The organism is Cupriavidus sp. FW305-27 (assembly GCF_058787995.1).
The window spans coordinates 1-17,213 of sequence record NZ_JBYTAG010000028.1 but is presented as its reverse complement, the minus strand read 5'-3'; the positions used below and the strand labels follow the sequence as shown (position 1 = coordinate 17,213).

The 17,213-nt window shown below is 65.5% G+C and carries 15 protein-coding genes; 3 read left to right on the top strand and 12 right to left on the bottom strand.

The window, feature by feature from the left end; genetic code table 11:
• Window positions 1–67 precede the first annotated feature (67 nt).
• The 6 genes from AC3WRI_RS15285 to AC3WRI_RS15260 all read right to left on the bottom strand — a co-directional run bounded on the left by AC3WRI_RS15285 (window position 68) and on the right by AC3WRI_RS15260 (window position 7,451).
• On the bottom strand, window positions 68–1,072 hold the full coding sequence (locus AC3WRI_RS15285) for an amino acid--[acyl-carrier-protein] ligase (RefSeq protein ID WP_010811135.1): 1,005 nt from the start codon (window positions 1,070–1,072) through the stop codon (window positions 68–70).
• Between the two features lie 10 nt (window positions 1,073–1,082).
• Window positions 1,083–2,282 (bottom strand): acyl-CoA dehydrogenase family protein, encoded by a 1,200-nt coding sequence (locus tag AC3WRI_RS15280; RefSeq protein ID WP_010811136.1) that lies wholly within the window; start codon window positions 2,280–2,282, stop codon window positions 1,083–1,085.
• Window positions 2,279–2,530: an acyl carrier protein gene (locus AC3WRI_RS15275; RefSeq protein ID WP_010811137.1), complete on the bottom strand. Its 252-nt coding sequence runs from the start codon at window positions 2,528–2,530 to the stop codon at window positions 2,279–2,281. The genes AC3WRI_RS15280 and AC3WRI_RS15275 overlap by 4 nt, the downstream gene beginning before the upstream one ends.
• Window positions 2,531–2,703: 173 nt before the next feature.
• A complete protein-coding gene (locus AC3WRI_RS15270; protein ID WP_492293489.1) occupies window positions 2,704–5,157 on the bottom strand; it encodes a polysaccharide biosynthesis tyrosine autokinase in 2,454 nt (817 codons plus the stop codon).
• Window positions 5,158–5,235: 78 nt separating this feature from the next.
• On the bottom strand, window positions 5,236–5,958 hold the full coding sequence (locus AC3WRI_RS15265) for a Crp/Fnr family transcriptional regulator (protein WP_010811139.1): 723 nt from the start codon (window positions 5,956–5,958) through the stop codon (window positions 5,236–5,238).
• Between the two features lie 509 nt (window positions 5,959–6,467).
• The gene (locus AC3WRI_RS15260; RefSeq protein ID WP_011616301.1) at window positions 6,468–7,451 is read right to left on the bottom strand and encodes a DUF1839 family protein; all 984 of its coding nucleotides are present in this window, start codon (window positions 7,449–7,451) and stop codon (window positions 6,468–6,470) included.
• A gap of 161 nt (window positions 7,452–7,612) precedes the next feature.
• Between AC3WRI_RS15260 and AC3WRI_RS15255 the strand changes: the two genes are divergently transcribed.
• Window positions 7,613–7,996: a hypothetical protein gene (locus AC3WRI_RS15255; protein ID WP_136227837.1), complete on the top strand. Its 384-nt coding sequence runs from the start codon at window positions 7,613–7,615 to the stop codon at window positions 7,994–7,996.
• 22 nt (window positions 7,997–8,018) lie between these two features.
• Here AC3WRI_RS15255 and AC3WRI_RS15250 read toward each other — a convergent pair whose 3' ends face one another.
• The 3 genes from AC3WRI_RS15250 to AC3WRI_RS15240 form a co-directional block, all read right to left on the bottom strand.
• On the bottom strand, window positions 8,019–8,333 hold the full coding sequence (locus AC3WRI_RS15250; RefSeq protein ID WP_010811142.1) for a hypothetical protein: 315 nt from the start codon (window positions 8,331–8,333) through the stop codon (window positions 8,019–8,021).
• Between the two features lie 123 nt (window positions 8,334–8,456).
• A complete protein-coding gene (locus AC3WRI_RS15245; RefSeq protein ID WP_010811143.1) occupies window positions 8,457–8,915 on the bottom strand; it encodes a response regulator transcription factor in 459 nt (152 codons plus the stop codon).
• A 237-nt stretch (window positions 8,916–9,152) separates the two neighbouring features.
• Window positions 9,153–10,013, bottom strand: a complete 861-nt coding sequence (locus AC3WRI_RS15240) for a helix-turn-helix transcriptional regulator (protein ID WP_010811144.1) — start codon at window positions 10,011–10,013, stop codon at window positions 9,153–9,155.
• 499 nt (window positions 10,014–10,512) lie between these two features.
• On the opposite strand from AC3WRI_RS15240, the gene AC3WRI_RS15235 reads away from it, so the two are divergent.
• On the top strand, window positions 10,513–12,096 hold the full coding sequence (locus AC3WRI_RS15235) for a phage integrase family protein (protein ID WP_041687889.1): 1,584 nt from the start codon (window positions 10,513–10,515) through the stop codon (window positions 12,094–12,096).
• A gap of 51 nt (window positions 12,097–12,147) precedes the next feature.
• Here the strand turns inward: AC3WRI_RS15235 and AC3WRI_RS15230 are convergent, their stop codons facing one another.
• The gene (locus tag AC3WRI_RS15230) at window positions 12,148–13,161 is read right to left on the bottom strand and encodes a ParB/RepB/Spo0J family partition protein (RefSeq protein WP_010811146.1); all 1,014 of its coding nucleotides are present in this window, start codon (window positions 13,159–13,161) and stop codon (window positions 12,148–12,150) included.
• A gap of 2 nt (window positions 13,162–13,163) precedes the next feature.
• Window positions 13,164–13,823 carry an AAA family ATPase gene (locus AC3WRI_RS15225; RefSeq protein WP_010811147.1) on the bottom strand — a complete coding sequence of 220 codons (660 nt, stop codon included), beginning with the start codon at window positions 13,821–13,823 and terminating at the stop codon, window positions 13,164–13,166.
• A 377-nt stretch (window positions 13,824–14,200) separates the two neighbouring features.
• Here AC3WRI_RS15225 and AC3WRI_RS15220 point away from each other — a divergent pair, with 377 nt between their 5' ends.
• Window positions 14,201–14,404: a cold-shock protein gene (locus tag AC3WRI_RS15220; protein WP_006159056.1), complete on the top strand. Its 204-nt coding sequence runs from the start codon at window positions 14,201–14,203 to the stop codon at window positions 14,402–14,404.
• A 201-nt stretch (window positions 14,405–14,605) separates the two neighbouring features.
• Here AC3WRI_RS15220 and AC3WRI_RS15215 read toward each other — a convergent pair whose 3' ends face one another.
• Window positions 14,606–15,700: a replication protein RepA gene (locus tag AC3WRI_RS15215; RefSeq protein WP_011616296.1), complete on the bottom strand. Its 1,095-nt coding sequence runs from the start codon at window positions 15,698–15,700 to the stop codon at window positions 14,606–14,608.
• Between the last annotated feature and the right edge of the window lie 1,513 nt (window positions 15,701–17,213).

Genomic DNA, 17,213 nt, shown 5'->3' with positions numbered 1-17,213 from the left:
GGTCGGCACTGCATCTGCATGGGCCGAATGGATGCGGCATCTGCTCACGTCTCAATGCCGCTCCGTCTCAGATGCCTCCGAGCACGTCACGCACCCGCTGGGGCCAGTTCGCCGGCTTGAAGCCGTGGTGACGCAGCAAGGCCAGCGTCAGGCGCTCGATGCCAAAGCCCACGCAGCCGGTGTGCGCCGGCGCGCCGTCCGCGGTACGCAACGGCCATGCGTGCGCGAAATGGTCCATGTGGTAGTTGAAACTCATGCAAGCCGTGGGCGGCGCGCCATCATTGATCGGCACCAGCAACTCGAACTTCAGCTTGAGCTCGCGCTGGCTGTCGGCCACGATCTTGCCGCCACGCCCAAAGAACGGATCGTTCGCCACGTCAACCTCATGCGGCAAGCCAAGCAGGCTGGCCAGTTGCGTGCCACGTTCCATCCAACGTTGACGGAATTCCACGATCTGCTCGGCCGTGCCGAGCCGGACATATTCGCGCTGGCGGAACATCTGCATGCGTGCAGGGTCGATCGAAGGTTCATGACGGAAGCAATACGTCAACACGTCAACCACCAGCCCTTCCCGAGGCATCGGACCGCGGCTGGCCACCACAGGGTAGACGGGATAGCACGCCGCGGGCGCCAGCACCACATCGGTGGGCTGCTGCTGATCGGCCCATTCCTCACCGCGCTCCAGGCGCGCCAGGAGTCGATGATGTTCGCGATCGCCGCCACAGAAGCAATGCACCGTCCCTGCCAGTTGGGGAAAGCCCTTGAGATACTCGCTCGCTTCGAAATCCTTGCGCGGCATGGCAGGAGGAAATCGCATCACCTCCGCGTCCTGGTCGGCGCCCAGTTTGCTGACGGCGTAGTTCAAGCCGTCGGCAATACTCTCGAACAGTCCGCTACGGCCATAAATGCCATCGACCGTCGAGGGAAAGAGCACGCGGGCGTCAATCAGCGCCTGCCGGTAAGCACGGCGGCCCGTGTCAGGATCCTGCGCCGGCCTGGCCATGGCAGAATGGTCACCCGGGGCAACGGATGCGTCGTCGCCTGGCACGTAAGCGTTGCTGGTATCGTCCATGGACGGCTCCTCAGGCGGACCGGTCCGCCAGTAGCAGATTGGCGGTATTGGTCAATATGCGATCGTTGTTGATCATCAAGGGGGCGGACCACAGATCCCGCAGGTGGCGTCCCAGGCTGAACGGCGTGCCATGCTTGTAGCCCGCCATGCCGCAGACCAGCATCGCGATTTGCACCGCTTCGAGCGCCAGCGACGACACGCTGGTCTTGAGCCCGTTCATTTCCGCCGCCAGGTTGAAAATTGCCGACACACTCTGGCTTGCATGACGCTGGCGTTGGTGAGCCAACGCCAGTTCCAGCCGCCCCTCCAGCATCTGGATAATGGCAACCGCTTCGGCCACGCGCGTAGCCGAGGGCGGAAGCGTGCCAGGCCGGGCGCGCGCCTGGCCCTGGAACAGCACCTTGGCGCGCTGAACCGCATCCGCGGCGATACCGGTCCACAAGGCAGACCACAAGATGTGCGACACGGGGGTCATGGTGACGTCGGCAATCTCGCCGAACGACACGGGCAGGATCTGATCGGTATGCCCGCGGGCTTCCAGCCGGAATCCATTGCTGCAGGTGCCGCGCATGCCCAGGGTATCCCAGGTGGAGAGACTTTCCAGTACGTAGTCTGGCTTGAGCACGCTTACCATGACCTGGTCCGATGGCGAGGCATCGGGATGGCGGCGTGCCGTGACGAGGATCCCGTCGGCATGGGCGCCATAGGAAATGGTCGGAGCCATCTTGAGCAAGTACAGGTTGCCGCCATCGGCGTTGACCGCGCAGCCGCTGCTGCGCAGGGCACCGCCAATCGCCTCTTCGGACGTGGCCGAAGCCAGCAGCAATTGTTCGCTGGCCAGGCGCTGCAATAGCTGCGCGTGCCACGAGCTGGTGCTCGCATGATTGACCAGGCATGCCACCTGTATCTGGTGCATGGCGTAGATCATTCCCGTCGAGGCACAGGCACCGCCCAGCACGCGGCAGACCGCTGCGATCGTTTCCAGCGACGCGCCATCACCGCCACAGGCTGGCGGCACCATGGCGCCCAGCAACCTCTGCTCACGCAAGACTGCAAACGCCTGGTGCGGAAAACACGCATCGGCGTCGACCTGGTCTGCATGCCTGGCTGCTTCTGCCGCGGCCAGGCGCGCTCCGGCCAGCAAGTGTGCGGCGTCAGCAGTCTCTGCGCGCGGAAAGGCCTGCTCGACGCTGGCGAGGACCGGGCTCATGCCGCCTCCTGCTCTTGTTTGATCTGCTCGGTCGCCGCAGCCAGTGTGCTGATGCTGCGGAACAGCTGGCGAGTCAGCATGCGGTCAGGTATCTCGATGCCGAAGGTATTTTCGATCGCGAGCATGACTTGCACCGTTGCCAGTGATGACAGTCCCGCTTCGTATAGATCGGCCTGGTCGTCCAGCGATTCAACTGGTACGTCAAGTCGGGCCACTTCCAAAAGTATGGTGCGTATCGCTGCTCGCATGGTGGGCTCCAGGTTGAGGTACAACGCCTTGGTGACCTATTGAGCCTGAACGTCGCACGCGCATCAGTGCGTTTTCACACCAATGCGTGTGCTCAGAACGTCCGCCAAACGCTCGCAGAAACAGGTACACCCACACAAATGGCGGTGCGGTTTCTGGCGTGCTTTGGCATGCGTCAGTTTTTCCCTACCCGATCGGCTTGACCGGCCAATGCGGGAGGCTTCGCTACCGCTCGTGGCAACGGCATCCCCAGATAAGGATTGATGGTATTGAAGTCCGCCCGGTTGCTGCGCCGGGGCATGACACCGTTGAGGATGCCACCGGCCAGCCTGGCATTGGCGTGCGCCAGGCGCTTGAGGGTTTCATCGACCTGCGCCGTCGCCGTGACATCGGCGCGCACCACCACCAGCGTGGAACCCGCCAAGTTGGCCACCAGCGTGGCATCGGCCACCGCCATCACCGGCGGCGTGTCCACCAGCACCAGGTCGAAGCGCCCCGCGCACAGCCGCAGGGATTCCGCCAGCGCGGGCAGCATCAGCAGCTCGGACGGATTGGCCGGCACCGCGCCGCGGCTGAGCAGGAACAGGCCATTGACCACGCTCGGCTTGACCGCTTCGGCGATCGCGCTGCGGCCAGCGAGCACTTCTGCCAGCCCGGGCTCGGCAGGCAGGTCGAACCAGTCCGCCACGCGGCCGCGGCGCAGGTCGGCGTCGACCAGCAGCACGCGCTGGCCGGCTTCGGCGAACAGCACCGCGAGGTTAACCGCGGCGAAGGTCTTGCCGGCGCTGGCGGCGGGGCTGGTCACCGCAACCACGCAGTTGGGTGCATCGCGCAACGCGAAATGCAGCGCCGCCCGCAGCGTGCGCAGGCCTTCCACGGCAAGCGAATGCGGGGCGCGCCGCGCCAGCAGGAACTGGTCGTGCAGGAACTGGTCGTGCAGGCCCTGGCGCAGCAGCCGTTCGGCGCGCGCGCGTTCGTCCTCGGGCGCGGCGGCCGTGGCGGCGTCGATCACGCTGGTGACAGACTCCGGCCGGCCGAGGCGCACATTGGGCGGCAGCACAAAGCCGGAAGCGATGCCCAGGCGGCGCTTGGCTTCGACCAGCCGTTCCAGCTCGGTCTGCTCGTTGCTGAAGGCGATATCGCCCAGCATGGCCATGCCCAGGCGCTGTTCCGCATCGGCGGCGCTGGCCACCGACGGGCGCATGCGCTGGCGCAGGTTGATCGCGGCCACGCCCAGGCACAGGCCGAGCAAGGCGCCGGCGGAGGCGAACGGCCACGCGCCGAGACCGACCGGTGTGACCGGCGCGATCGCGGCATCGACCACGCGCATCTGGGTAGAGCTGTCGGACAGCATCAGCGACAGCTGCTCGACCTTGCTGCGCAAGGACATGTACATGTCCTCGGCCACCTTGACGTCACGCGTGAGCGCCACCGATTCGCGCTCGGAGGCCGACAGGGTCTGCATACGCGCGTCGATCTCCGCGCGCTCGCGAGTCATCTGCTGGATCTGGCTGTCGACGGTGCGGACCTCGTTGGCCTCGGGCGTGAAGCGCTGGAGCAGCCGCGTGCGCTCAAGCTTGAGCGCTGCGATCTGGCGCTGGTACTCCATGCTGTTGCTGAGGAACGACTGCGCGTCGCGGCTGGGCTGCAGCGAACCCGTGCGCGCGCGGTAGCGCGTGAGCGCCTCTTCGGCGCGCGTGAGTTCGCTCTGCACGCGCGGCAGCTCGCCCGAGAGGAACGCGAGCGTGCCGGCCGCGTCCTGGCGGCGCTTGTCGGTCTGGCCGTCGATATAGGCGCGCGTGACCCCGTTGACGAGTTGGGCGGCAAGCTGGCGGTCCGGGTATTGCCAGCTCACGCGCACGGTGCCGCCCGGCGCGGTCAGGGGGTCGGCCGCGCCGCCCAGGCTCGCCGGGGTTTCACTGCGTTCGCTTTCCACCGTGAGCCCGCGGCGCACGGACTCGGCGGTGCGGGCCAGGTCGTGCCGCGTGAGCTGGAAGCGCGTACCGGGCCCGGCCTCGATCTTGTCCACGCGCAGCACAATGCCGTTGGCCATCGCAGTCTCGCCGGCCCGCCCTTCCAGCAGCAAGGTGTCCTGCTGCATCAGGCGGTAGCGGCCGTCGCTGCGCACCTCGAAGGTGAGTGGCTGGTCTACCAGCGCCTCGGGCACGGTCATGCTGGCGATTACCAGACGCTCGCCGCCCCAGGCATAGCCCAGGCTGGCAGGCCAGGTGCCGCGCGGCTGGCCGGGTGTGGAAAAGCGCTGGACCAGCGCGCCCAGCAGCGGCGCACGCAGCGGCTGCGCGGTGATATCGAGCCGCAGCCGCTCCACCACCGGACCGACCACGGCGCGGCTCTTGAGCAGGCCTGCGTCGAAGGCCGCCGGGCCCTGCATCTGGGCGACGCTGCGCATGCCGCCATCGCGCCCCTCAACCTGCACCAGCGCCTGCGCGCGATACTGCGGCGGCGCCGACAGCGCCACCAGCAAGCCTGCGGCCGCACCGGCCACGCCAGCCGCGGCAATCCAGCCGAGGTGGTCCATCAGCGCGCGCGCCTGCGTGACGCCCGGCTGGGCCTCACGGCGCGGGGTGGCGCTCTCAGCCGGGCCACCGGCATATGACAGTCTGCTCACGACTACAGCTCCTCAAATGGGATCGGCGCGGCGTATACACGCCGCGCTTCGCAGGCCACACGCGCCGAAGCGTGCCGCTCAGGCGCTGGCCAGCGCGGGCAGCAGGCGGTCATACTCGCGCTTGACCAGCTTGTAGCACTCGCACGAATGCTTCTCCAGCCCGCAGCGGTCAAGCACGGTGATATGGCCGCGGCTGTGGTGGATCAGGCCCAGGTCTTCCAGCTTGCCGGCCGCTTCGGTCACGCCTTCGCGGCGCACGCCGAGCATGTTGGCGATGACCTGCTGGGTAATCACCAGCTCGTTGGAGCTGAGCCGGTCGATGGCCAGCAGCAGCCAGCGGCACAGTTGCTTGTTCAGGGAGTGGTGGCGGTTGCAGGCCGCGGTCTGTGCGATCTGCGTGAGCATGGCCTGCACGTACAGCAGCGTCACGCGCTGCAGCGTGGGCAGGCGCGGCAGGTCGCCGCGCAGCAGGCGCGCGGGAATGCGATAGGCCATTCCGGGGCTGCGCACTTCCACCCGGCTGGGCATGGTGTCGCCGCCGGTGACCACCGGGATGCCGACCAGCCCTTCGTTTCCGACCGCGGCGATCTCGACCGTCGCGCCGTCCTCCAGCAGCGACAGCAGCGATACCACCGCGGTGGTCGGGAAATAGACATGGACGATGCGCTGGCCGGAATCAGTCAGGAGTTCGCCGGCGCGCAGACGGACCAGCTCGAAGTGCTGCGCCAGCGTCTCCCACTCGCCGCGCGGCAGCGCGCTGAGCAGGTGATTGACATGCAGATCCGATCGATGCGTAATCATTTTCGTACCCCCTGTCCAATCCCGAGTCCGGGAACAACGCTCTGCCGGCCTGGCTCGGCACGACTGCTTTCCGAGAACCGGCTGGCTGCGCCGCCGACCCAGGTGCGGCGCTCTTTGCAAGCCAGTGCCTCTATTTAGCGTCATGGCAGCGCGCTCCGACAGTAGGCGAACGGCTGGGGAACGGTCATCCATCGGGAGGTTGGACGGAAAGGCGAGAGTGAAGCGGGCGCTGACAAGGGCGCCATGCGCCGCGGCGGCTGCGATGTCCGCCGCCGCCATACGAGGCGAGGCGGCACGGCAGATGGAAGCTGTTACGGGCTAGTCAGTCACGGCAGGCACGCAAGGCTGGATGCATGGCATGCCCTCCGCTGTCGGCATGAGACCCGGGATATCGTGCAAAAGGCGGATGCACCGGGTTGCCCCCGGCGCCGGATCGAACCGGTTCTGTGCCAGACGCCGGAGGCGGCACACCAGCCAAGTGTTGCCCGCTGCAGGCAGGATCTGCCGACTCATGGCTTGAACTCGCCGAAATGCGCGGCCAGCAACGGCACGCTGGCCAGGTATGAGGCTTCGAGCTGGTCCAGGCAGTCTTCGCAACGGTCCGGCTTGCGGCTGATGACCGCGCGCATCAGGCGGAACTGCATCACCATCGCCTCCGAGGCCATGGTGTAGCAGGCTTGTGCCGCCTTCTCGGGCACCTCCTGCCCGTGCATCACCAGCCAGCGCAGGTAGCGCGCCAGCAGCTCGAAATTGGCGCCGAGCTGGCGCAGCACGCCCGACGCGTAGTGGTGAAAGCCCGGTTCCCCGCGCGCCATCAGCCGCTCGAGATGCTGGGGAAATACCGCGCGAAACATTGTGACGGGGTTCTCGCGCGGACGGTTGCCCAGGTGAAAGCGCAGCAATGCCAGCGAGGCCTCGAGCAGCGTCTCGGCAGCGTGCGGATGTCCGTTGCGGCGGACCACATCGGCGTGCATGAAGGGCAGCGCGTCGGCACTGCGCACGCCCGGTGCCAGGCGAATGATGGCGGCGTAGTCCTCGCCGGTCGCGGTGTGGTAGCCGTCGGAGTGGTAGTAGCCGACTGCGCCGGCTTCGGGGATCAACACATCGATGGCAATGCAGGTGGGCATGCAATGGCGCAGGTAGCCGGCGCCGCGGGGTGGCGGCAGCTGGCTGCTGTCCAGCTCCATCACGACGATATGGCCGCGCGAGGTCTGTGCCGCAACGTGCGACTCGAGCGAGTCGTAGAACGTCAGGGCGTGCACGGTGAGGCCGTACAGCCGCTCCAGGTCGGCATCCGGAAAGCGGCACTGCGTGAAGTGGTCGGCCTCGAAGTCCTGCCGCACCGCGCAGGCCAGTGCCGCGACCGGCGGCAGGTCCAGCCCGTGCAGCAGCTCGATCCAAAGGTCGATATGGCAGTTGACGTGCGACCACACCGGATTGCCGCCGCGCAATCCTGGTCCGCCCCGTCCACGCATCCTGGTGTCGCCGTGCACTAGTGACCTCCGCGCCTGCCATGCCGCTTCATGAGCGGGTACGGACGGCCCATGCCGGGCCCGCGCGCGTGCCTGACGAGCGATACGGCAGGCCGAGCGCTGACACCAGTCATTTTTCCGTCTCCCCCTGAACCCGAGCCAGATACTTGCTGCCATTGGCCATGATGGCGATCTTGGCGCGCGCGGTTCTGGCCAGTCTGTTGGACGGCGCACAAACCCGCAAAGGGTTCAGGCGGTTCAGGGGGGCACTCAGCCGCAAATATGCGCGCATGGTGCTTCTGGTTGATGGAGGACTGCGAACTGATTGGTTATCGTCAAGGAGACGTGTGGGCGGGCAGTATGGCCCGCACGCCTTCAAAGCCCGCATGGTCCCCCGGTCGGCGGGCTTCTTTTTTGGCTCGCCGGCTGGTGTCCTGTTCCGCAAATACCTTGCCATGAAATCGCCCCAACTGGGCGATTTTCATTTTGGCAAGCTGCGCGACGACGAAGAGAATGACAAAGGCACAGTGGCACCCGGCGAGGCCGCCGGGTGCCACTGTGCCTGATTCTCGCTGGATGCCTGCTGGTTCAGGCCACGAGTGGTGGCGGCACGCGATGCCGATGCTGAGCAATGATCAGCGCCCTCAGGCTTTCCACACGCAGCCGCGCTTCGCGCTCGCCGGCCGCGCGGGCCGCGTCGGCGGCGGCCAGCTCGCAGTCAAACTGACGCCCGTGCAGTTCACCGCGATAGAGCAGCGGCTCATCGCTGCCCTCGTTGGCACCCGCGTGGCAACCATGGTCAAGGCTGGCAGCCAGCCTGATCTCGAAGCAGCACGCCCACTTGCCTCTGCCTTCGCGCACAGCAAAGCCGCGAACGACGAGGAATTCCAGTCCGGCCTCCATATGACCCCCTTACTTCCCCAGGGCGGCCTGCCTGCAAACTGGGCTGGCTTCTGCCTCCGGGCGAATCAAGCATAGGCAATCAGGTGCGATGCGCACTCCTACGGTGGATGTAGGTCTGCTCGCTCAAAGGAGGGAGGCGGTGGCCCCGTTGGCGCCCGTCAGTGACAGCGCCATGCGCGGAAAGCACTGGCCGCCGGCCCACACCAGCGCGGTGGCGGCGCAGACCAGTTCAACCGGTGCCGGCAGCGCGAGACACCCGCTGGCACCGAGCAGCGCGGCATGCAGCATCAGCGAGGCATCGAGGCGATCGGACAGCACCAGCCAGCGCCGTGGCGCCAGGCGTGCCTGCAGCTGGTCCAGCAACGCACGCGGGTCGCCCTCCAGTGCGCTGCAATCGATCAGCGCGATATCGGCCGGGTCCGGCGATGGCTCCGATGACGAAGCCTGCGTCGATGCGCGCGCCGATTCATGCAGCCACTGCGGCGTGCGCCACGTGATCGGCTGCGGCACGTCCAGTGCGTTCAGGCGACGCGCCAGGACACGGCACATCATTTCATTGCTGGCGATGAGATAGGTCGGCATTGACTCGGTCTGGCAGCTGGCCCGGGCCGCAGATGCGCTTGCCACCGGGTCGGGATCCGGGCCGCGGGGCGGCCCGCCTTGCAGGGCATCAGGGCAGCGCCAGCCGCCGGAAAAAGTGTCTGCAGATGCCTTTCATCACAAGGTAGCAAGCCGCCGCTGCCATTGCCTCATGCTTTTGGCCGAGAGCCGCACGCCAGAAGGATGAGGCGCGACCCGTGAACGCCGCGCCGCCACCCGTCACGCAGCCTGGCAGGTGGGATCAGGTGCCGGCACCCGGGTCACCGGATTGACGGGCGTGGCGGGCCCGGCCCAGTTGAGCGTGGCACCCTTCTGCAGGGCAACGTAGACGGCTTCGCCCTTGTTGCGTACGTGCAGGCGCTGGTACAGCGTGCAGGCATGCGTCTTCGCGGTGGCCACCGAGATATTCAGCATGCGGCTGACCGTCTTGATGGGATAGCCCCGAGCCAGCAGCGCCAGCACTTCGTACTGGCGTTCGGTGATGTTCAGCAGGTGCGCGCCGGCCGACGGGGTTTCGTGGTACGTCGCGTGCGCCTGGAAATGGCGCTGGGGCGCGGGCACCGCATGCTCGAGCACGGCCTCGCCGATGCCTGCGCGCAGCGCCACGACCCGGGCCTCGCCCTGCCCTGCGCTGCTTGCCACCGGGGTATGGCCGGCATCGAGTTCCGATTGCCAGGCATGGTGGCTGCCTTGGGCACGCGCCGGGAAGCACTCGCCGCCGGCCAGCACCAGGCGCACCGCGGCATCGAGCGCATCCGCACTGCAGCTCTTGGCCACGCAGCCGCGCACCGGGTCAGGCAAGCCTGCATCCGGCAGCGATGGGGCCGCCTGATCGCTGAGGACCAGCACGCGCTGCGGGCGTAGCCGCTGGCACAGTTCCTCCAGCATGGCCCAGCCGCCGGCGTGATCGGCTGGCAGGCCATAGATCAGCAGGTCGGCATCGTACAGCCACAAATCTGAATCGACTGGGGCGAGGGGATCGATATCGATCAGGTCACCAGGAATATGTGCTTGGGCCAGCAGATGGCGCAGACCCAGGCGCAGGAGGGGGTGAGGCTCGATCAAGAGGATGGTGGCCATGGCCGCTCTCTTATTATTGCGGCAAGTTCGGACCCTGCGACAATCCGCGCTTGCTTGTCGGAAATGCTCCGCTATCTTGCGGTTGCACTTCCATACGATCCGCCATCGCTCCAGACCGCCCGGCAGCCTTCCCGTCAGGCTGCAGGTCCGTCCTTCCCGTGGAGATACCGGATCGCCCCGTTTTGCGTGTTAAGACGCTTATGTAGAAAGAGTCTTAGATGCGACTGAAGTCTGATCTAAGTATTTATAACTCCTGACCTGCAGCATATGAAACGCGTAGGTCGAATGCAAGGTGATGGTGCGCTGCGGCGGGTTTTCCCCGAGCACTGCCTGACACCAGCATACGGATGCCACAAGGGCAGCGGGGATGACTTTCCAGTGAAAACGCGCATAAAATTATCGGCATTGTATTTATCTATGCATTTCGGGCCGGATGAATTCTCGCTCGCTTCAAGTGCCTTATAAATCAAGAAGTTAGCCATTCAGCGCATACCTGCCGATGATTCCTGGAATGATGATGGTCAGCCTCACCCGCAGCGAATTTGCGGCGGTACGCGCCTATGTGCAGGGCATGCCGGCGGCCATGGTGGTGCCCCGCTACCTGGCCGACGAAGCCGATGACGACGAAGCCGGGGCCGAGTCTGCGCTGCGGATCCTGCTTGCCCTGCGCGACCGGATGGTCCAGCTCGCGCACCTGCACGGACGGGCGGACCTGGCCGAACTGCTGCTGGCCGGCCCTGGCCGCTCCAACCGCGGCATGGATCGCCGCGTCGACGCGCTGGCTGAGCTCGAACGGTTGGGTACGGCGGCGCCGCGCCCCCAGCACGGCGTGGAGTTGTGGTTTGCACCAGCCTTGGCGCGACGCTTGCGCAAGGCTGAAATTGTGACCCTTAATTCTCTTTTTGAGCTTGCAAACCGACGCGGCAGCGCCTGGTGGCGGGCCGTCCCGCGCATTGGCGCGCTTGCCGGCGCGGCCGTCAACCGCTGGCTCAGCGAGAACCGTGCTGCCTTCCGGGACCCGGACGGCAAGCCGCTGCTGGGCGCGCACGTCGGCAACCGGACTCTGCTCGAGCGAGGCAGGCTGGGACCAGGGATGCGCCAGCCGTTGCCGCTGGAATGGATGACCGCGTCGCCCGCGTTAGCCGCTGACGCCAGCTGCCCGTACAGTCAGGGCCTCGACGTCGTCCAGGCCTGGCTGCGCGATGCCGCCGGCGACAGCGGCAGCACGTTCTCGGCCTACCGCAAGGAGGCGGAGCGCTTGCTGCTATGGGCAGCACTGGAGCGGCGCAAGGGCCTGTCGCAGCTCGATCTGGACGACCGCCGGGCCTACCTGGGCTTCCTGGCGCAGCCCGAACCGGGCAGCCGCTGGTGCGGACCGCGGGCACCGCGCCACCTGGCCGGCTGGCGTCCGTTCACCGGCCCGCTCAGTCCGGCAAGCGTGCGGCATAGCATGCGGGTGCTGGCCGCCCTGTTCCGCTGGATGCATGCCAACGGCTACCCGGTCACAGCGCTCTGGCCAGCCCGGATCCCGGACGGCACCGATGCCTCGGCGGCAACGGAGGCGGCGCGGCCGGACACCTTGCAGGTTCCCGAGGCCAGCCTGGCTCCCTTCCTGTCATGGCTGGAACACCGGGGCGGCGACGACGATGGCCAGCGCTACCGGACCGCCCATGCGGCAATCCTGCTGTTGCGGGAACACCGGCTCAGCCTGGACCGGCTGACCTCGGTCACGCGGCGTTCGCTGGCGCCGATGCAGCAGCCTGCGCGGGTTCCGGAAGACGGTGTGGAAAGCATTGTGCCAGACGGAACGCCCGGCTTTGGCCTGGCCACGCAGCACGCGCTGGCCCGGCATTGGCGTGACCGCAACCTCCAGTGGGACGGTGCGGGCACAGAAGACGCCTCGCTGATCGGTCCACCGGCCGCGCCGCCGACCCGGCGCGCGCAGCGCAAGCTGGCGGCATTGCCGCTGGCCGGCTACTCGGTGCGTGGCCTGCATGCCCTGCTGTCCAGCATGCTTGAGCGCTACCGCAAGACCTGTGATCCGGAGTTTGGCGCGCGCTCGCCGCGCGACCTGCTGGCTTGAGCGCTGCGGCGGCAATGCTGCCGCAGCGGCGCCATGGCTTGCCTGCCCGGCTCAGAGCAGCGTGTTGTCCAGCCCGAAGCGGGCCTTCAGGGCCTCGACCAGCGCCTCGCGGGCACTGCGGTCGCTCAGCTGCACGTCCAGCATCACGCGTCCCGAGTCCCATTCCTTGATGGTGCCCAGCAACTGGCCGCTGTCGGTCCGGATCTTGTATTGCCGGCTGATTTCCTTGACCTTGCGCGCCTTGCCTTCCTGCGCGTGCTTGCGGATGGCTTCAACCTCGCGGCTCGACAGGCCGTCATTGATGATGCGCGCCGCCAGTTCGCGCGTGCGCTCCTCGCCCGCCAGCTTGCAGTACAGCGTCAGCTCATAGCCCGCGGCGATGCCGATCGCGCTCGGGCGCTCGCGCATCACGCCCAGCACGGACTCGGGCAGGCGCAGCAGCGCCAGCGTCTTGTTCACGGTGCCGGCCGACATGCCGGTCAGCTCGCAGATTTCCTCTTCCTTCTGGACCTTGCCTTCGTCCAGCAACTGGCGCCAGGCGATCGCATTGTCCAGCGCTGACTGGTCCGAGCGCTGCTCGTTGAGCATGAACGACAGCCGGTAGAAGTCCAGGTCGCTCAGGTCGTTTTCGACAAAACATTCCATCTCGAGCTTGCCGGCAGACGCCAGAGCTCGCTTGCGGTAATGACCGTCGATCAGGATGTAATGGCCGGGGCGCGCCGGATCGGGCGCGGCCAGGCCGGGGGTCTTCTGGCCGTGCGTGGCAATGGATGCCGCCCGCTCCTGCACCACGGCGGGATCGTAGAGGCGCCGCGCGTTGAGAGGATTGTCGTGCAGTTGCTCCAGCGGAATCCTGATCAGCTGCCGGCCCGCGGCGGCTTCGCCAAGACTTTCAGCGCTGAAAACGGGCGCGCCATCGGCTCCCCTGCCCTGCAGCAATCCATTCGGATGCTGGGAAATGGCCGCTTCCGCGCGAGCGAAGCGGTCCAGCGTATCGTTGCGGGTCTTTTCGGCCGCCATGCCGGCCAGCATGCCAGCCTTGAGGCTCTTCAGTTTGGTAGCCATACCTAGTGCTCAATCAAAGACAGTATTTCGTCGACCATCATGTCGACCTCCTGCACCGCCTCGCGTGCGCCGGCAACGCCGTGCACGGTGCAGCCGATCGCCTGGCATTCCCGGAATGCCGAGCGCGACCCGATCATCGAATTCAAAAGCGGTACGTCGCCGTCGTCGCCAAGGATTTCAATGGCCTGGCGCGCGATCGAGACGCGGCGCTGGACCATATTGGCCATCACACGGATCAGCAAGGACTCATTCTGGACTTGGGCGTGCTGCGCCAGCGTCTTGGCCGCTACCGCCGCCCACAGATCCGGCGGCGAAGGCACCACCGGAATAATGGCAAGGTCCGAAATCAGCAGCGCGCTCGAGGGCGCTGCCGAATGCACCGCCGGCGGGCAATCCACGACGATGTAGTCATAATCCTGGACAAATTTGCGGACCTCGCGGTGCATGGCGCCGCCCGAGGGCGCCAGGCCAATCACGGAAGCCGGGAACGGCCGCTCGTCGCTGGCCTGCGCCGCCCAGCGAGTGGCGGTGCCTTGCTCGTCCATGTCGACCAGCATCGAGCGCGCGCCGCGCAGGCCAAGCGTCCCAGCAAGGTGCATGCTGACCGTAGTCTTGCCGCAACCGCCTTTCTGGTTAAAGACTGTGATGATTTTGGCTGGCACTGCGACCTCTCTTTCAGCGCTGAAAGCGCGGTTGATTCTTAAGGCGCAACTGTAGCCAAAAGCACGTGATGCTTCAACCGTTTTCCAAATTTACAAAATATATGTTGCCGATGCAGAGAGCAGAGGCCGCCATTTGGCAGCCGGAAACGAGCCGTACCGTAAAATTGCTTGAAAAACAGCCCGAGATGTGCCTAAAGTATCTATAGTGCGCATTACGCCGCACATGACACCGCAATCCAAAGTGGTTATGATGCGCGCTACAGTCGAGTCAAGTCGTGTCAACCTCGTCGGCTTCCGTTCGGTATCTACGAGAACTCAACGTGCTTGAACGGTTGTTTGCGTTGTGTACAAGAACTTGCTTCGAAAAGGAAATTCCTATGGCAACCGGTACGGTCAAGTGGTTCAACGAGACCAAGGGCTTTGGCTTCATTACCCCGGACGACGGTGGTGCAGACCTGTTCGCGCACTTCTCGGAAATCCAGGGCTCGGGCTTCAAGACCCTGAAGGATGGGCAGCGCGTGACGTTTGAAGTCAAGCAAGGCCCGAAGGGCCTGCAAGCTTCGGCAATCAAGCCGGCCTGACCAGCCTCGGCTGACCCCGCCCGTTGCGGATCCGTCCGCGGCGGGCAAACAAAAAAGGCAAGCGTTCAACGCTTGCCTTTTTTGCATTCGGGGCCAGACATGGTGTCCGGCCTCAGTTCCGGCGCGCCCGGACCTGCTGATGCCGTCCCGAGAGCACGTGCAACGGCGTGCGCGGATCTCCCCGGGCGGGAAGCTGGCAAATCAGCCCAGCTTGCGCACGCTGGTCCGGGAAGGCTGCAGGATCAGCGCCTTGGACGAATCCGCATCGACCTTGGCACCGGGATACACCACCAGCACATCCTTCAGGGCCTTGCGGAACAGCGCACGGAACTTGCGCTCGCTTTCGGTCTCGGTGCCGAACTGCATCTGCAGCGCCTCCCACGGGATTTCCGTGCGGCGCTGGATGGTGAAGAAGCGGTAGGTCAGCCACGAATACACGTCCAGCGCGAACGGCGACTGTTTCAGCGCCTTGAGCGCGCGCATGTCGACCGGTACGGGGCGGTTGACCAGTTCGTTGAAGAACGGCTCGGACAGCACCACGAAGCTCTCGAACATGGACCCCTGACCAGGCTGCATGGGGTCCCACCAGGTCGACAGTTGATCGGCCAGCAGGTAGCCCACCCGATCGATCGACAGTGGCTCGTGGTTGGGGTTCTGGTTCTGGCTCGGCGTGGACTTGTTTTGCACGATGGCGATGGTCGCCGAGAACAGGCGGATCATCTGCTGGCGTACCAGCGTCATCGTGCCGCGCTTGCCGCCGGTGGCCATCGGAATGCCGAGGTTGTACATGAACTCGGACAGCGAATTGCCCAGCGAAATGCGCCGGTCCTCTACCGTGCCGGTGAATTCACCGCGCTTTTTCTTCGCCATGATCTCCTTGCCGATCCAGGCCAGCATCAGCCGCGGATAGGAGCCATAGGGGTAACCCAGCGAGACGGTCTCGGACACCAGCTTCTGGCGGCCGTTGGTGGCACGTTCGGAACGTTGCTGCGTGAAGTAGCCAGGCTGGATCATCAGCGAGATATTGCCGCTGGTGCGGGTCCATACCGGCGGCGCGCCCTTGGGCGCGCGGTAGGGCAGCGTTACCTGGACGCTGGCGCGGCTCAGGAAGCCGACTTCACCGCTTTGCCAGGCGTCTTCACGCTCCATGGCCTGCGCTTCGTCGAACAGACGCTGGAATTTCTCGGACGGAACCAGGTTGTTCTCGTTGCCGGGAACAATGATGCGGGAGGGTTCGGCGTCCAGGTCGAGGACGCTTCGATCCCCCGTGGTGGCCGGGGAGCGTTTGATGGGCATATTGGCGTGCTTCGGATTACCCGCCTTTGTACTCGAAGCCGCAAAGGTTGTCACGCAGAAACAGGTACGCAAAGCCCTTGCCTTGCTCGCCCTGTTTTCTGCCGGCTGGGAATCTCACGACTGGTCGCATGGTGGTGGACGGTGGGCAACCCGTCAGGGTTGTCCACGGTTCGCCAGCCATCCACTACCAGTAAACGATACCGATACGGGTTAACTACTTGTAAACCGTATACGTGAAGTTCAGCGCCTTGATTCGTAAGGGAAAAACCAACCCCACCGAACCCGATTCTGCGGGCAACCGTACTCGATTCTGCGAAGGGCCGAACCCGTATCTGCGGCAAGCCGAACCTGTATCTGCGGGTGGGGCGAACTGGTTTCTGCGGGGATAACTTGCAGGTTCCACAGCCTTTTCCACAGCGGCCACTCCTCAAACCGTACCCGTTTCTGCGAGCGAGCGCCGGGTATACGCGGCTTGCGAGGGTTCCAGTGCCTCTTTCCCGCAGAAAGTACGGCCAGAGCCCGGTTATCCCCGCAGAAACTGGTTCACTTGCCGGGCTGCTGACGGGCGCTTTGCACGTCAGGCGTACCCGTTTCTGCGTTCCGAGACCTGAAACCGTACCCGTTTCTGCGCTGGCCTGAAAGGCCGCTGCCGTGCTGCCCCAGCGTACCTGTTTCTGCGGCGTACCCATTTCTGCGTGCCGACCCTGGCACCCTGGTGCGCCGCGAAGCGTACCCGTTTCTGCGTACCTCCTGCCGGGCTCTTCCGGGTCATGCGTACCCGTTTCTGCGCAGACCTATGGTGCTGTTCTGACGGAACTTTCACCAAGTTTCCATTCTACATGAGAGTTGCAGAAAAAGCTAGCACTCACACTCAACGTATACGCGGGAAACTCGCGGCGCTACGCGCCGTACCTGTTTCTGCGCAGACAGATCATGGATGCCAAAGCTCAGCCGGGTAGCCAACCGCCTTGCATGTCGTTGGCGTACCCGTTTCTGCGTGGCGTCGAGTGGTGCGCCTGTGCCCGTGGGCGTACCTGTTTCTGCGTGGGGTGCCGGCAGCCTCAGGGCTTCCGATGGTTATTGCGTTGCAACATTAGCCGTACCCGTTTCTGCGTCGTCGGCCTGGCCCGGCTTTGTGGATATGTAGGAGGAATGCGGGCCGGAGAACCGCTGCCATCGGCCGAATCGAATTCGAAAAAAAATTTTTGGGCGTACCCGCTTCTGCGTGCCAGAAGGCTCCTGGAAAGACCAAAGTGCCGCAGGGCGTACCTGTTTCTGCGTACCCGCTGCCCAGCGCAAGCAGGCCTGCCAGGACAGACCGTACCCATTTCTGCGAGGCTCACGGGCCGTGCCTGACCTCGTGCGGTGCAGCAGGCGTACCCGATTCTGCGTGGAGCGCAAGGCTGGATGGTGAGCGGGAAAGTGCGCCGCGCAAGGCCAGGCGTGCCGGCTGGCGGCGGCATGGGCATGCGGGGGCTGGAGCGGAGCGCCTGGCGGTCTGCATGACCGGGGC

What these genes read in the sequence shown, in the direction of transcription:
- AC3WRI_RS15285 (WP_010811135.1), bottom strand. Translation starts at nt 1,072, where the DNA reads ATGGACGATACCAGCAACGCTTACGTGCCAGGCGACGACGCATCCGTT.
- AC3WRI_RS15280 (WP_010811136.1), bottom strand. Translation starts at nt 2,282, where the DNA reads ATGAGCCCGGTCCTCGCCAGCGTCGAGCAGGCCTTTCCGCGCGCAGAG.
- AC3WRI_RS15275 (WP_010811137.1), bottom strand. Translation starts at nt 2,530, where the DNA reads ATGCGAGCAGCGATACGCACCATACTTTTGGAAGTGGCCCGACTTGAC.
- AC3WRI_RS15265 (WP_010811139.1), bottom strand. Translation starts at nt 5,958, where the DNA reads ATGATTACGCATCGATCGGATCTGCATGTCAATCACCTGCTCAGCGCG.
- AC3WRI_RS15255 (WP_136227837.1), top strand. Translation starts at nt 7,613, where the DNA reads ATGATGGCGATCTTGGCGCGCGCGGTTCTGGCCAGTCTGTTGGACGGC.
- AC3WRI_RS15250 (WP_010811142.1), bottom strand. Translation starts at nt 8,333, where the DNA reads ATGGAGGCCGGACTGGAATTCCTCGTCGTTCGCGGCTTTGCTGTGCGC.
- AC3WRI_RS15245 (WP_010811143.1), bottom strand. Translation starts at nt 8,915, where the DNA reads ATGCCGACCTATCTCATCGCCAGCAATGAAATGATGTGCCGTGTCCTG.
- AC3WRI_RS15240 (WP_010811144.1), bottom strand. Translation starts at nt 10,013, where the DNA reads ATGGCCACCATCCTCTTGATCGAGCCTCACCCCCTCCTGCGCCTGGGT.
- AC3WRI_RS15235 (WP_041687889.1), top strand. Translation starts at nt 10,513, where the DNA reads ATGATTCCTGGAATGATGATGGTCAGCCTCACCCGCAGCGAATTTGCG.
- AC3WRI_RS15230 (WP_010811146.1), bottom strand. Translation starts at nt 13,161, where the DNA reads ATGGCTACCAAACTGAAGAGCCTCAAGGCTGGCATGCTGGCCGGCATG.
- AC3WRI_RS15220 (WP_006159056.1), top strand. Translation starts at nt 14,201, where the DNA reads ATGGCAACCGGTACGGTCAAGTGGTTCAACGAGACCAAGGGCTTTGGC.
- AC3WRI_RS15215 (WP_011616296.1), bottom strand. Translation starts at nt 15,700, where the DNA reads ATGCCCATCAAACGCTCCCCGGCCACCACGGGGGATCGAAGCGTCCTC.